13 protein-coding genes are annotated in these 13,070 nt (G+C 62.1%); 8 read left to right on the forward strand and 5 right to left on the reverse strand.

Going from position 1 to position 13,070, the window contains the following annotated elements; genetic code table 11:
• Positions 1-822: aldehyde dehydrogenase family protein (locus MUO32_RS00005; protein ID WP_257946189.1), on the reverse strand; the 822-nt coding region annotated here is incomplete at its 3' end.
• Between the two features lie 163 nt (positions 823-985).
• On the opposite strand from MUO32_RS00005, the gene MUO32_RS00010 reads away from it, so the two are divergent.
• The 8 genes from MUO32_RS00010 to MUO32_RS00045 all read left to right on the forward strand — a co-directional run bounded on the left by MUO32_RS00010 (position 986) and on the right by MUO32_RS00045 (position 9,916).
• The gene (locus MUO32_RS00010) at positions 986-2,110 is read left to right on the forward strand and encodes an ABC transporter substrate-binding protein (RefSeq protein WP_257946190.1); all 1,125 of its coding nucleotides are present in this window, start codon (positions 986-988) and stop codon (positions 2,108-2,110) included.
• Positions 2,111-2,183: 73 nt separating this feature from the next.
• Positions 2,184-3,668 (forward strand): ATP-binding cassette domain-containing protein, encoded by a 1,485-nt coding sequence (locus tag MUO32_RS00015; RefSeq protein ID WP_257946191.1) that lies wholly within the window; start codon positions 2,184-2,186, stop codon positions 3,666-3,668.
• Entirely contained in the window at positions 3,665-4,675 is a 1,011-nt protein-coding gene (locus MUO32_RS00020) for an ABC transporter permease (RefSeq protein ID WP_257946192.1), read from the forward strand. The genes MUO32_RS00015 and MUO32_RS00020 overlap by 4 nt, the downstream gene beginning before the upstream one ends.
• On the forward strand, positions 4,672-5,661 hold the full coding sequence (locus MUO32_RS00025; RefSeq protein ID WP_257946193.1) for an ABC transporter permease: 990 nt from the start codon (positions 4,672-4,674) through the stop codon (positions 5,659-5,661). The genes MUO32_RS00020 and MUO32_RS00025 overlap by 4 nt, the downstream gene beginning before the upstream one ends.
• Before the next feature lie 20 nt (positions 5,662-5,681).
• Positions 5,682-6,659: a cyclase family protein gene (locus MUO32_RS00030; RefSeq protein WP_257946194.1), complete on the forward strand. Its 978-nt coding sequence runs from the start codon at positions 5,682-5,684 to the stop codon at positions 6,657-6,659.
• A 22-nt stretch (positions 6,660-6,681) separates the two neighbouring features.
• On the forward strand, positions 6,682-7,473 hold the full coding sequence (locus MUO32_RS00035) for an L-iditol 2-dehydrogenase (protein WP_257946195.1): 792 nt from the start codon (positions 6,682-6,684) through the stop codon (positions 7,471-7,473).
• Between the two features lie 50 nt (positions 7,474-7,523).
• Positions 7,524-8,339, forward strand: coding sequence for an alpha/beta fold hydrolase (locus MUO32_RS00040; RefSeq protein WP_257946196.1), 816 nt, complete (start codon positions 7,524-7,526; stop codon positions 8,337-8,339).
• The gene (locus MUO32_RS00045) at positions 8,336-9,916 is read left to right on the forward strand and encodes a GMC family oxidoreductase (protein ID WP_257946197.1); all 1,581 of its coding nucleotides are present in this window, start codon (positions 8,336-8,338) and stop codon (positions 9,914-9,916) included. The genes MUO32_RS00040 and MUO32_RS00045 overlap by 4 nt, the downstream gene beginning before the upstream one ends.
• Before the next feature lie 269 nt (positions 9,917-10,185).
• Here MUO32_RS00045 and MUO32_RS00050 read toward each other — a convergent pair whose 3' ends face one another.
• From MUO32_RS00050 to MUO32_RS00065, 4 genes are all read right to left on the reverse strand, one after another.
• Complete coding sequence (locus MUO32_RS00050; RefSeq protein ID WP_257946198.1) at positions 10,186-10,575, reverse strand: RtcB family protein; 390 nt, start codon at positions 10,573-10,575, stop codon at positions 10,186-10,188.
• A gap of 181 nt (positions 10,576-10,756) precedes the next feature.
• Positions 10,757-11,269 (reverse strand): gluconokinase, encoded by a 513-nt coding sequence (locus MUO32_RS00055; RefSeq protein WP_257946199.1) that lies wholly within the window; start codon positions 11,267-11,269, stop codon positions 10,757-10,759.
• Between the two features lies 1 nt (position 11,270).
• Positions 11,271-12,026, reverse strand: a complete 756-nt coding sequence (locus MUO32_RS00060; RefSeq protein ID WP_257946200.1) for an SDR family oxidoreductase — start codon at positions 12,024-12,026, stop codon at positions 11,271-11,273.
• Positions 12,027-12,037: 11 nt separating this feature from the next.
• Positions 12,038-13,069, reverse strand: a complete 1,032-nt coding sequence (locus MUO32_RS00065; protein WP_257946201.1) for an L-idonate 5-dehydrogenase — start codon at positions 13,067-13,069, stop codon at positions 12,038-12,040.
• Position 13,070 lies beyond the last annotated feature (1 nt).

The following is a 13,070-nucleotide window of genomic DNA, read 5'->3' on the forward strand; positions in this document are numbered from 1 at the left end:
TTCCACCGCCGCATCGAGATCGGCATCGTCGAACACGATGAAGGGCGCATTGCCGCCAAGCTCAAGGCCGAGCTTCTTGATGGTCGGGGCGCACTGCTTGTAGAGTTCCGCACCGATCTCCGTCGAGCCGGTGAAGGTCAGCTTGCGCACCGTCGGGTTCGCCGTCATCTCCGCACCGATCTCGCGGGCGGAGCCGGTGATGACCGAGAACAGGCCGGCGGGCAGGCCGGCACGCTCTGCCAGCACGGCAATCGCGATGGCGGAAAACGGCGTCTGCGAGGCGGGCTTCAGCACCATGGCGCAGCCGGCGGCAAAGGCCGGGCCGGCCTTGCGGGTGATCATGGCATTCGGAAAGTTCCAGGGCGTGATGGCCGCCACCACACCGATCGGCTGCTTCATCACCAGGATACGCTTGTCTTTCTGGTGGCCGGGCACGATATCGCCATAGAGGCGGCGGGCTTCCTCGGCGAACCATTCGACGAAGCTTGCGCCATAGACGATCTCGCCGGTGGCTTCGGCCAGGGGCTTGCCCTGTTCCATGGTGAGGATGCGGCCGAGATCGTCCTTGTTGTCGATCATCAGCTCGAACCACTTGCGCAGGATGCCCGAGCGTTCCTTGGCCGTGCGCGCCGCCCAGCCCTTCTGGGCGACGGCGGCCGCGTCGATGGCTTCCTTGGTTTCCGCAGCACCGAGCTTCGGCACATAGCCGACAAGCTCCCCCGTCGCCGGGTTCTTCACCGCGATGCCGCTGCCGTCGGCTTCGATCCAGCGCGTGCCAACCAGTGCTGCCTGACGCAGCAGGCTCGGGTCTTTCAAGGTCATCGGAGTTCTCCCATTTCGCTCCATACCATTATATATCATATATTTTATTTGCAAGCCGCCAGACGCAACAAACACCTTGCAAATCCTACATGATATATAATATATCACCATTACACAGGGACTGAGGAGAGGACCTGCTATCGCATTCAATCGGGAGGACATCATGAAATTGACCAAATGGCTGGCAATTGCCGGCGTGATCACGCTTGCAGCCGTTCCGGCCGCGAGCGAGGACCTACCATTCCTGAAAAATGCCGCTGGACATGAGAAGCCATTTACCATCGGCGTGTCCAACGGCTTCATCGGCAACGCTTGGCGCGCCCAGTTCGTAGCCGATATCGAGGCCGTCGCCGCCGAATTAAAGGCTGACGGCGACGTCAAGGACGTCATCGTGGTCAACTCCACCAGCGGCGCGAACGGACAGATCACCCAGATCAATTCGCTTCTGTCGCGCGGCATCGACGCGCTGGTGATCAACCCGGTTTCCGGCGAAGCCCTCAAGCCAGTCGTCGCCCGTGCCGTCGCAGCAGGCGTGCTGGTCGTCGTCGTCGACAATCCGCTCGACATGCCGGACGTTCTCAATGTCCCGCTCGATCACACCCAATATTGGGGCATCGAGACGCAATGGCTGGTCGAGACGTTGAATGGCAAGGGCAACATCGTCGCAATCGAAGGACTTGCAGGCAACACCGCCAACGACTGGCGCGTGCGCGCCCGTGACGAGGTGCTGGCGAAAAACTCGGACGTGAAACTGCTGGCCTCCGTTCCGGGACAATGGGATCAGGCAACCGCCCGCGAAGCCATGACCGGCCTGCTCGCCGCCCACGACAATATCGACGGCGTACTGATCCAGGAGGTCATGCCGGAAGGGGCAATCCGCGCATTTACCGCCGCTGGCGTGCCGCTCAAGCCGATGACCGGCGACTATGTGCATTCCTATCTCAAATACTGGAAGGACACGCCGGAACTGTTGAGCGTGGTCGTCGCCAATCCGCCCGGCGTTGGCGCGGACGCCTTGCGTATCGCCACGGAACTCCTGCGCGGCAACACGCTGAATACCGAGGCACTCGTCGCCAACCCGATTAACCCCTCCTACAAGAACACGATCGTCGTTCCCGAGCCCTACGTTATCGAGCGGGAAGCGAACACCGGGCGGAACTGGTGCACGGAAACGACGAAATGCATCTCGCTCGACGAGGCGCTGAAACTGCTCGACGGCAAGCCGGACAACTATTCGATCGACAGTTTCATGTCCGCCGACGGCATCCGCAAGCACTACTTCAAGTGACGTTTCTCCCGAGACGGAGCCGGGCCATGCAACAGACGGGCCCGGTTCCGACCGTCACGGAGAGGAGAAGACAATGGCGCTGCGCCTTCAAAATATATCCAAAATTTATGGCCCGGTGCGTGCACTGGATGATGTTTCGCTGACGGTCGAGCCTGGCGAATGCCGTGCGCTCTATGGCGGCAATGGGTCTGGCAAGAGCACAACGGCGCGCATCGTCAGCGGCGCGGTCGCGCCCTCCGGCGGACAAGTCAAGATCGACGGCCAGTTCCTCGGCACCGCCCTTCCCCGACGCGCGCGAATGTTGGGTATCGGCATCACCTTCCAGGAACTTAGCCTGCTTTCCGATCTCAGCGTCGCTGAAAATGTTGTCATCGGCGACGCACCGCGCCATTTCGGCCTTTTCACCGATCGACGGCGTCTCTACGCCGATGCTCGTCGGCATCTCGCCGAGATCGGCCTCGAGCATTTCTGCGGCGTCAAGGCGAACGCGCTCCAGACGGGTGAGAAGTATCTCGTGGAGCTGGCGAAGGCGCTCTATCTCAAGCCGCGCTACATCGTTATCGACGAATTGACGACGACACTGCACGCCTCCGAAGTCGATATCTTCGCCCAACTGCTGGACAGGCATCTTGCTGACGGAGGTGGCGCGCTCTTCGTCAGCCACCGCCTGAACGAACTTCGCCGGTTCTGCTCGACAATCACCGTCCTTCACAACGGCCGACGCGTGGCGGATGAACGGTTGGAGGCGGTCAGCGACGCCGACCTGGTCGGTTGGGCGGGCGGGCGTTCTTCCGCCTCTGTCGCAACTGCGAACCGATCGGCGGCGACAGATCGGCCCACCGCCGTGAAGATCGACAATCTTCGTCTCGGCCGGCGCGAGGCCTCACTTCAGCTTTCCTTCGCCGCGGGCGAAATCGCCGGTCTTGGCGGACTTCCCGACCAGGGTCAGAAGGTGCTGCTTCGTATCCTCGCGGGCCTCACCCGGCCTGCCACCGAACCTGACATTTCCGTTGCCGGGAAGCGCCCCATCTTAGGCGCAGCGACCGACGCGGCAGGTGCGGGAATCGTCTTCGTCAGCGGAGACCGCGACGAAACCGTATTTGCGGCGCGCAGCATCCGCGAGAACATGCTCGCCCCCTTTGTCGCCCGAGGCGCCGACCGGCCGAACGACGCATCACTTGCCGCTGCGCTCTCACTGCTCTCGACGCGCTACGCCGGCCTGGACATGCCGATGAGTTCGCTGTCGGGCGGCAACCAGCAAAAGGTTCTCATCGCCCGATGCATTCTCGCTGATCCAGCGCTGCTGGTGGCGGAAGACCCGACGAAGGGCATCGATGTCGCTGCGCGTGCGGACGTGCACCGGCTCTTTCGTGATCTTGCCGCAAAGGGCACGACAATCCTCGTGACGTCCTCGGACGATCTGGAACTCGCGGATCTTTGCGACCGGGTGCTCGTCATGGATGATGGCGCGGTTGTCGCCGATCTCGACCGGGCCACAGGCGGCCTTTCGGCCCAAGCAATCGTCTCCGCCTACATGAAACAGGAGAAAGCGGCATGAGCGCGCTCCCCTCCGCCGCGCCGCGCCTGCGCAGCCATTCCGCCATCCCGGCGCTCGCCCTCGCCAGCCTTGGTCTCGGCCTGGCGGCGATCATCAATCCCGGCCTTGTCTCACCAGCGGGTCTGATCGGCTGGTCGACCTCGCAGCTCGGCCTCTGGGCGGCCGTGCTCGCTCAGACCGTTGTCCTCGTCGGCCGTGGCATCGACCTGTCGACGGGCGCGGCCGTCAGTCTCGTCAACGTGGTGGCGATCGCCCTCTTCGGTCTCGGCTGGCCGCTCTGGCTTGTTCTGCCCACAGCGCTTCTGACGGGGACCGTGATCGGCCTCGCCAATGGCCTGTTGATCGCCGTCCTCAAGATAAACGCCTTGCTCGCTACTTTCGCCATGTCCTTCGTGCTGCTCGGCCTTAGCCTGCAGATTCAGCCTGCACCGGGTGGAATGGCGCCAATCGGCGCGGTGACGATGATGAACGGATCGAGCCTCGGTGTGCCGAACGCCCTCGTAGCTCTTCTTGCGCTTGTTGCACTCTGGCAGGTCCTCGCGCGTACCCGCTTCATGCTGCTTCTGCGCGGCACTGGAAGTGATCCGCAACGGGCCTTCAATTCCGGCGTGCCGGTGCTGCGAACGCGGCTTTGTGCCTACATCCTTGCCGGACTTTTCTGCGGGCTCTCGGGCATCTTCGTGACCTTGACCATCGGCGCAGGCGATCCGCTGATCGGTCAGCCCTACACGCTGCTGACCATAGCCGGCGCGGTCATCGGCGGCGTCGCGCTGATGGGCGGCTCTGGAAGTGGTATCGGCGCGATCCTTGGCTCGATGTTCATTGGCATCACCGGCGAACTCGCGCTCGGGATCGGCCTCTCGCCCTTCTACCAGCAATTCATCGTCGGCACTGTGCTGCTGTGCGGTCTGGCGGGCGTCGTCCTGCTTCGCCGCTCGATCGACCGCACCGAGGATGCGCGCATCGCCCTCACCCTCAGCACCATCAGAAGAGGAGAAGCCGCATGAACGAGGCAAAGACCTCCGGTCCTATCCCCTCCGAGGGGCAAGCCGGTACCTTCCGGACACTTCTGCTATTTCCCCATGCGGGCAGCTTCACCATCATCGCCGGCCTGGCGCTCACGGGCTTCGTCATAAACCCCGCTTTTCTCTCGGCCACCAACCTGTGGAGCGTATTGTCCATCGCGGCTATGCTCTCTATCGCCAGCGCCGGCCAGACGCTCGTCATCCTGTCTGGCAACCAGGGCATCGACCTGTCGGTCGGCACGATCATGACCTGCGCGGCGCTGCTGGTTTCCGGCATCGGCGGCACGTCCGACGGCGCGCTCGCGCCGGCAGTGGCCGCCGCCTTGATCCTTGGCGCGGCAATCGGCCTCCTCAACGGGCTCGGTGTGCAAGTCCTGAGGCTCTACCCGCTGATCATGACGCTCGGCGTGTCCTTCGCCGTCGAAGGTCTCGGATTGGTCTATGCCCAGGCGCGCGCTCCCTCCATGCCGGGCCGTTTCATCGAGACGCTCGGTGTCGGCCGCTTTTGGGGCGTTCCATGGATCGTCATAGTCGCCGCAGGGCTCGCCATCGCCCTCACGCTGCTCTTGAGGTACAGCCGCTACGGCCGAATGCTCTATTTCGTCGGGTCCAATATACGCGCCGCGCGGGCGGCCGGCGTACCAACGGCCCGCGTCGTCATCGGGGCATATATGGCGAGCGGCATCCTTTCAGCACTCGCCGGTGTCGTGCTCTTTGGCTTTGCCGGGAGCGTCAACCTATCGCTCGGCGCGCCCTACACGATGATGTCGGTAGCCGCAGCCGTTATCGGCGGCGCGTCACTCAGTGGTGGACAGGGCAGCTTCGCAGGAACGGTACTCGGCGCGATCATCTTCACGCTCCTGACCAACCTGCTCATCACCCTCGGCTTCAGCCCGGCCCTTCGCTACATCGCAAGCGGTCTCGTGCTGTTTGCCGTTCTGCTCGCAACGTCGCGCGAAACATCCTGAATGGGGAAGGAAATACCTTCATGTGCAATGCCGATATCGATGCGAAAGCCGTGCCACATATGCGCGAACTCATGGCCGGCCTGCCGACGAACTGGGGAAAATGGGGCACCGAAGACGAGGTTGGCGCTCTCAACTACCTGACGCCGGCCGAGGTGCTACGGGGCGTTGCCTCCGTTCGCTCAGGCAAGACCTTCACGCTGCAGGTCCGTATGGGCGACCCGAGAGGCGATCCCGTCTGGCCGGGCCGCCGCGGAGCGCAACGTTTCAACCTTATGGACAAGGGCGACTTCATCTGCGGTCACGGACCGGACATCCCCGGATGCCACGAATTCGCCGACGACCTGATGATCATGTATTTGCAGGGTTCCACCCAGTACGACGCACTTGGCCATGTCTGGTACGACGATCATATCTACAATGGCTTCGACGCGAAAACGACGGCCGGCGGCATGCGCAAGGCCAGTGTCCTGCCGCTCGCGGAGCGCGGTATTGTCGGGCGCGGCATCCTGATCGACATGGCTCGCCATCGCGGCAAGGATGTCCTCGGCAAAGGTGAGACCTTCGACCATGGCGACCTGATGGCCGCTGCCGAGGCGCAAGGCGTCCGCATCGAAAGGCACGACGTCCTGCTCGTGCGCACCGGCTGGATCGGCTCTTTCTACCGTCGTGACCCGAACGAGTTCTACGCCGACTTCATCGAACCGGGTCTCACCTTCAGTCCGGCGCTGGTCGAATGGTTCCGGGATATGGAGATCCCAAACCTTGTGACCGATACCATCGCCAACGAGGTGACGCTGGAGCCGGAAACCGGCGTGATGATCCCGCTCCATTGCGCGCTGATGCGCAATCTCGGCGTCGCCTTCACCGAAATCGCCGCCCTCGACGATCTGGCCGCGGACTGCGTCCAGGATGGGCAATGGACCTTCCTCTATACAGCCGCACCGCTGAAGGTCGTCAACGGCTCGGGCGCGCCGGTAAACCCTGTGGTCATCAAATAGCAACAACATGCAGGAGGATAACATGGCGAATACGGGACGCCTTCTTGGACATCACGCGCTTCTGACCGGAACCGGTGGCGGGATCGGGCTGGCCGTACTCGCCGCCTATCTCGCGGAAGGTGCCATATGCACGGCGATCGATCTTGCAGACACCCCCGGCGAAGCCATCGAAGCACTATTGAAAGCTCACCGGTCGCAGCTCGACTATGTTGCAGCTGATGTCGCCGATGCGGCATGCGTTCGCGCCGTGATCGCCAAAGCCACGGAAAAGCGCGGGCCGATCAGCCGGTTGTTCAACAACGCAGCGATCTTCGATCTGGCGCCGGTGACGGAGGCGAGCGTCGAAAGCTTCGACCGGGTGTTCGGTGTGAACGTCAAGGGCATGTTCTTCACCATGCAGGCGGTACTGCGCCAGATGATCGAGCACGACGTCAAAGGGGCGATCGTCAATGTCGCCTCGCAGGCGGGACGGCGCGGCGAGCCGCTCGTAGCCCACTACTGCGCCTCAAAGGCAGCTGTCATCAGCTATACCCAGAGCGCAGGCCTTGCGATGGCCCCGCATGGCATCCGAGTCAACGCGATCGCGCCGGGCATCACCGATACCCCTATGTGGAGGACTGTAGATCAGCTTTACGCGCAAAGCATGGGCTTGCCGGTCGGCGAGCCGACGCAACGCTTCATCGGTGCGGTTCCCATGGGGCGGATGGGCCAGCCGCATGATCTGGCGGGCGCCGCCGTCTTCCTTGCAAGCGACGACGCCGCTTTCATCACCTGCCAGACGCTGAATGTCGACGGTGGGACTGTCATGTCCTGACGCATCGCCGATAGATCCCTTCCCATTTTTGCAATCGAACAGGAAATCCCATGACACCCTCCCTCATCGCCGTGAACGGCACCAACCTCTATGTCGAGGACAGCGGCGAGCCCGATTTGCCCGTCATACTCTGCCTGCATTCGCTGTTCCTCGATTCCCGGATGTTTGATGGCCTCGTCGCCTATTTTTCAGAGGAATACCGGATCGTCCGTCCCGAGTTTCGCGGACAGGGCCGCAGTGACCTTTCCGGCGCTCCGATCATATCCATGGACGATTGCGCCGAAGACATGTTGGCGCTGATCGAACATCTCCGACTTCGCGATATCCGCCTCATCGTGCAATCGATGGGTGGCGACGTCGCTGCGCGCATGGTCGCGGCTCGGCCAGAGCTTTTCTCAATGCTCATTATGCTCGGTTCCTCCGTGCAAGAAGAAGATCGAGCGAAAATCGAGCGGCTGCGCGCCTGGGTAGGGCGTGCCGGCGAGATGGGTTTCATCAACAAGGCGCTCGACGAAACCATGGAAATCATGCTCGGCGCAACGACCCGTAGCGACCCGGCCAAAGCAGCGCTGGTCACGCTATGGGAGGATCGCATCAGTGCCGTACCGCGCAGGCTGCTTCCGGCGATGAAAGGCGTGATTGAGCGGGAGGACGCATTGCATCTCCTCGACAAGATCAACATTCCCGTTCTTTTGGTGAATGGTGAGGAAGATTTCCAGCGTCCGCCCGAATGGGCGCAGGAATGCGCGTCACACCTCAAGGACGCTACAGTCGTAGTCGTCCCGAAAGTGGGGCACAGCCCGACCCTCGAAGCGCCTGAGTTTGTCCTGCCGAAGGTGCGTGAGTTCCTGGAGACAGGCAAGTGACGGACTATATCATCGTCGGTGGAGGCTCAGCCGGAGGGACGCTCGCGGGTCGGCTCGCACAGGCCGGGGCAAAAGTCCTGGTCCTGGAATCGGGGCCGTCGGATTGGCACCCCTTGATCCACATCCCGGCGGGCTTCGTGAAGCTTCTGGATGGGAAACTGCTCCACCACTATCAGACCGAACCTCAACCTTCGCTCGACGGGCGCGCACCGATCCTACCGCAGGGGCATGTTCTGGGCGGCGGCGGTTCGGTTAACGCTACCGTCTACATTCGCGGGCAGTGCGCCGACTACGACGGATGGGCCGAAGGCGGCGCGGAAGGGTGGTCGTATCGCGATGTCCTACCGTATTTCATTCGGGCGGAAGACAATGACAGGCTGATCGATGCCTATCATGGCAGCGGAGGCCCGCTCGGCGTTTCGGATCTGCGTCACGTCAGTGACCTGACGCGCGCATTCGTACGCAGTGCGCAGGAAGCGGGGATCCCCTATACGTCGGATTTCAACGGCGCGCGGCAGCGCGGTGTCGGTTTGGTCCAGACGACAACACGGAATGGAAGGCGGTGCAGCGCGGCCGCCGCCTATCTGCGACCGGCCCACAAGACCGGGAACCTCGACGTCAAGACCGGTTGCCTGGTCACGCGGGTCCTTTTCGAGGGAGATCGGGCGACCGGCGTCGAATATCTCCAACGCGGTCGCCTCACGCAGGTTCATGCCGGCTTGGAAGTCATCCTCTCCGGCGGAGCGATACAAACCCCGAAACTGTTGATGCTTTCTGGCATCGGACCAGAGGAAGAACTAAAACGCCACGGAATAACGATCAGGGAACGCCGCGAAGAGATTGGCCAGAACCTCCAGGACCACATGGAGTTTCCCGCGATACGGTTCTGCACCGGCCGACACGGCTATCATGGCGAGGACTCGCCACTTCGGGCGATCAAGAACGGATTGGAGTATCTGCTTTTCCGCACCGGGCCTGCCATGTCCAATGTGACCGAAGCCTGCGCCTTCATGAATGTCGACGACGAAGACGCCGAACCCAACATCCAGATGCATTTCGCTCCGATCGTCTTCATCGATGGCTACCTGAACCAGAAGATCCGGCGCGCCGGCGCAACGATCAACCCCTGTGTCCTGCGACCCAAGAGTCGGGGGGAAATTCGCCTGCGTTCGAGCGACGCGAAAGCCCACCCCGTCGTGGACCCGCGCTATCTGTCAGATTCGGACGATATGCGCCTCTCCCTGAAAGGACTTGAGGTCGCCCGCAGCATCCTCGCGCAACCGGCTTTCGCACCATTCGTCGAGAAGACGGAAGCCTATCCTGGAAAGGACCTGGGCGACGGCGCAGCACTTTCAGCCTATATTCGCGGGCGCGGAAAGACAGTCTTTCATCCAGTCGGAACCTGCCGGATGGGTAACGACGAATGTGCGGTTGTCGACCCGCAATTGCGCGTGAAGGGAATGCGCAGCCTGCGCGTGGTCGACAATTCCATCATGCCAAGCCTTGTCTCAGGAAACACCAACGCAGCCGCGATCATGATCGGAGAGAAGGCGTCCGATATCATGCTCGGTCGCTAGAAACCGTGACCGTCCCGGTGGAGAAGCGGCTGAGGGGAGCACGGCTGTAACTTGCATTGGGATCACAGCATAGACATCGAACGATCGGAATACGGGCAGCAACATCGCCTGATTTTGCAACGCACCACCATTGCGCGTGCAGAAAAACGGCAGACGCTAAAAATTGTAACGAGGCTGCAATCAACACCAGGACCTAGCTCATCGTGTATGCGGCACATCGGCCACCAGACGGCAATCGGTACTCAGCGCCGATGCCGCCTTTTGCGCGATCAGGCTGTGATTGAGCGATGCCCAGGCAATACATTGGTCATGCAGGCCGAGCCAATGGAGGCTGGCCGGAGACGCGACATCGAGCCCGACATCAGGTCCGGTTCGAGCGGCAGGGTGTCGGAAAAGACACGCGCTCCGAAGCCCCGGGAACCGGAATGAACCAGCAGGTACAGGCTCTGGCGGTCGATCCCGGATGCCGGTGAGGAGACGTTTTCAACCGCCTGTAGTTCGCAGAAGTGGTTGCCACAGCCGGCGTCATTGCCGACGAGGATACGTGGATTGTCCCGTTTGACGTTCACACCCGGGAGAGCCTTTAGTGATTGAGAAAGCATCCCGCAGCCCTTCAATGTCTTGAAGCTGCCGCTGCCGATAGCGAAGGCACCTAACATTTTCGTTTCAGGCTGGCTTTAACGCCTCTGACAAGAGAAGCCCTTGCTTCGACAAAAAGCCCCAAGGCATCTGGCCATCATCACTGGTGCAGCGAGGCTTCGGCCATTTCGACGCTTTGCGTCCTTCGCATTCCCGCGCGGAAAATGCAGCTCTCGACATTACTTGTGCAAGCGGCGCTGCTTATTGAAAGCCAAGTTGAGCGATAATCTGGTCGGCAATCACCTCCGGCGCCGCATCGATGTGGACAGTTGTAGCGGCTTCGTCTGCCATTGGCGGTTCGAGCGCTGCGAACTGGCTTTCGATGAGGCTTGTCGGCATGAAGTGGCCCGATCGAGCGCCCATGCGGGTCGCGATCAGCGTTTTGCTGCCGGAAAGGTGGACGAAAGCGACCGGCGCGCCTGCCTCCAGACGAATATGGTCGCGGTAGCGGCGCTTGAGCGCCGAGCAGCCGAGAACAAGAATGCTTTCGGGCTCCGCGAGTGTTCGGCCGACGCGCGTCAGCCACGGCCAGCGGTCGTCGTCCGTCAAAGGTTCGCCACGGCTCATCTTGGCGATATTGTCAGGCGGATGCAGATCGTCGCCGTCGATATAGGTCGCGCCGAGACGAGCGGCGAGGGCCGCGCCGACGGCCGATTTGCCGCAGCCAGCGACGCCCATCAGGACGATGCGTCTTGGATTGGAAAGATCGGCCATATCAAAGGGAAGCCGTGATGCCGCCATCGACATAGAGCACATGTCCGTTCACGAAGGAGGAAGCATCGGAGGAGAGGAAGATGCAGGCGCCGACAAGCTCTTCCACCTTGCCCCAGCGGCCAGCCGGCGTGCGCTTTTCCAGCCATGCCGAAAAGTCGGTGTCAGCGACGAGCGCGGCATTCAGCGGCGTGTCGAAATAGCCTGGTGCGATGGCATTGCACTGCAAACCGTATTTTGCCCAGTCCGTCGCCATGCCCTTGGTTAGATTGCCGACGGCGCCTTTGGTGGCGGTGTAGGGCGCGATGCCCGGGCGGGCGAGCAACGTCTGCACGCTGGCGATATTGATGATCTTGCCCGCGCCGCGCGTGATCATGTGGCGCGCAACAGCTTGGCCGACATTGAACACCGTCGAGATATTCGTCTTCAGGAGCCGCTCGAAGGCATCGGCGGGAAAGTCCTCCAACGGCGTGCGGTGCTGCATGCCGGCATTGTTGACGAGGATGTCGATGGCGCCGACCTCTGCCTCAAAGGCATCGACCGCCTTGCGCACCGCTTCGTGGTCGGTGGCGTCGAATGCGAGCGTGTGTTTTGCACCGCGTTCCTTTGCGGCGGCTGAAAGCTTGGTTTCGTCGCGACCGTTGAGGACAATTTCGGCGCCGGCTGCGGCAAGGCCTTTCGCCAGCGCTAAGCCGATACCCTGCGAGGAGCCGGTGACGAGGGCGCGCTTGCCCGTCAGGTTGAAAAGGTGCGTGCTCATGGGTTTCTTCCTCAGGAGAATGCGATCTGCGTCTTCATCGAATGGCCCTTGTCCGAGGCGATCTCGAACGCCTTGAGCGCATCCGCAATCGGCAGCGTATGGGTGATCAGCGGCTTCACGTCGATGAGACCACCCTGCATCAGCTTTACCGCGACCGCAAATTCCTCATGAAAGCGGAAAGAGCCGCGCAGGTCCAGTTCCTTGGCTGTTATCGCCATCATCGGCAGGGTCATTTCGCCGCCAAGACCGAGCTGCACGACAACGCCGCGCGGGCACAATGCATGGATGCCGGCGACGAGGGCGGACTGTGCGCCCGAGCACTCATAGAGCACGTCGAATGTGCCTTTGTTCTCGCTGAACGGAACAAGACCCTCGCGGTCTTCCGACAGATTGATCACGCGGTCCGCGCCCACCGCGCGCGCAAAATCGAGCGCCCGTTCGGAAAGATCGGCGGCGACGATCTCGGCAGCACCAGCGCGGCGGGCGGCGAGGATCGAGAGCGTACCGATCGGACCGCAACCGGTGACAAGCACACGCTTACCCAGCATCTCGCCGGCTCGGCGTGTGGCATGCAGGGTCACGGACAGCGGTTCGGCCATCGCGGCCTCGCCGGCGGAAAGGCCTTCAGCTTTCACGCATTGACTGGCGCTGGCGACCAGCCGTTCCCGAAAGGCGCCCTGAATGTGCGGGAAGGGCATGGCCGAGCCATAGAAGCGCATGTTGAAGCAATGGTTCGCCAAACCTTTCAGGCAATAGTCGCAAGCGCCGCACGGCCTAGAAGGCGAGACGGCAACGAGATCGCCGACGGCCAGATCCGAAACGCCCTCGCCTAGGGCCGCGACGTGGCCCGCGACCTCATGCCCGAGGATCATCGGCTCCTTCAAGCGCACCGTGCCGAAGCCACCGTGATTGTAGTAATGCAGGTCCGAACCGCAAATGCCGCCGACAGCGAGGCGAATTTCCACCTCGCCGGGGCCGGGTGCTCCCGGCTCCCGTTCCTCGATGCGCAGGTCTTTGGCCGCATGGATGACGATCGCTTTCATC

The organism is Shinella sp. CPCC 101442, assembly GCF_024704725.1.
Taxonomy (GTDB): Bacteria; Pseudomonadota; Alphaproteobacteria; order Rhizobiales; family Rhizobiaceae; genus Shinella.

Bases quoted from the DNA above. Each gene is read 5' to 3' on its own strand.
- MUO32_RS00020 (WP_257946192.1), top strand. From the start codon at position 3,665: ATGAGCGCGCTCCCCTCCGCCGCGCCGCGCCTGCGCAGCCATTCCGCC.
- MUO32_RS00065 (WP_257946201.1), bottom strand. From the start codon at position 13,069: ATGAAAGCGATCGTCATCCATGCGGCCAAAGACCTGCGCATCGAGGAA.
- MUO32_RS00035 (WP_257946195.1), top strand. From the start codon at position 6,682: ATGGCGAATACGGGACGCCTTCTTGGACATCACGCGCTTCTGACCGGA.
- MUO32_RS00015 (WP_257946191.1), top strand. From the start codon at position 2,184: ATGGCGCTGCGCCTTCAAAATATATCCAAAATTTATGGCCCGGTGCGT.
- MUO32_RS00030 (WP_257946194.1), top strand. From the start codon at position 5,682: ATGTGCAATGCCGATATCGATGCGAAAGCCGTGCCACATATGCGCGAA.
- MUO32_RS00050 (WP_257946198.1), bottom strand. From the start codon at position 10,575: ATGTTAGGTGCCTTCGCTATCGGCAGCGGCAGCTTCAAGACATTGAAG.
- MUO32_RS00025 (WP_257946193.1), top strand. From the start codon at position 4,672: ATGAACGAGGCAAAGACCTCCGGTCCTATCCCCTCCGAGGGGCAAGCC.
- MUO32_RS00055 (WP_257946199.1), bottom strand. From the start codon at position 11,269: ATGGCCGATCTTTCCAATCCAAGACGCATCGTCCTGATGGGCGTCGCT.
- MUO32_RS00010 (WP_257946190.1), top strand. From the start codon at position 986: ATGAAATTGACCAAATGGCTGGCAATTGCCGGCGTGATCACGCTTGCA.
- MUO32_RS00060 (WP_257946200.1), bottom strand. From the start codon at position 12,026: ATGAGCACGCACCTTTTCAACCTGACGGGCAAGCGCGCCCTCGTCACC.
- MUO32_RS00040 (WP_257946196.1), top strand. From the start codon at position 7,524: ATGACACCCTCCCTCATCGCCGTGAACGGCACCAACCTCTATGTCGAG.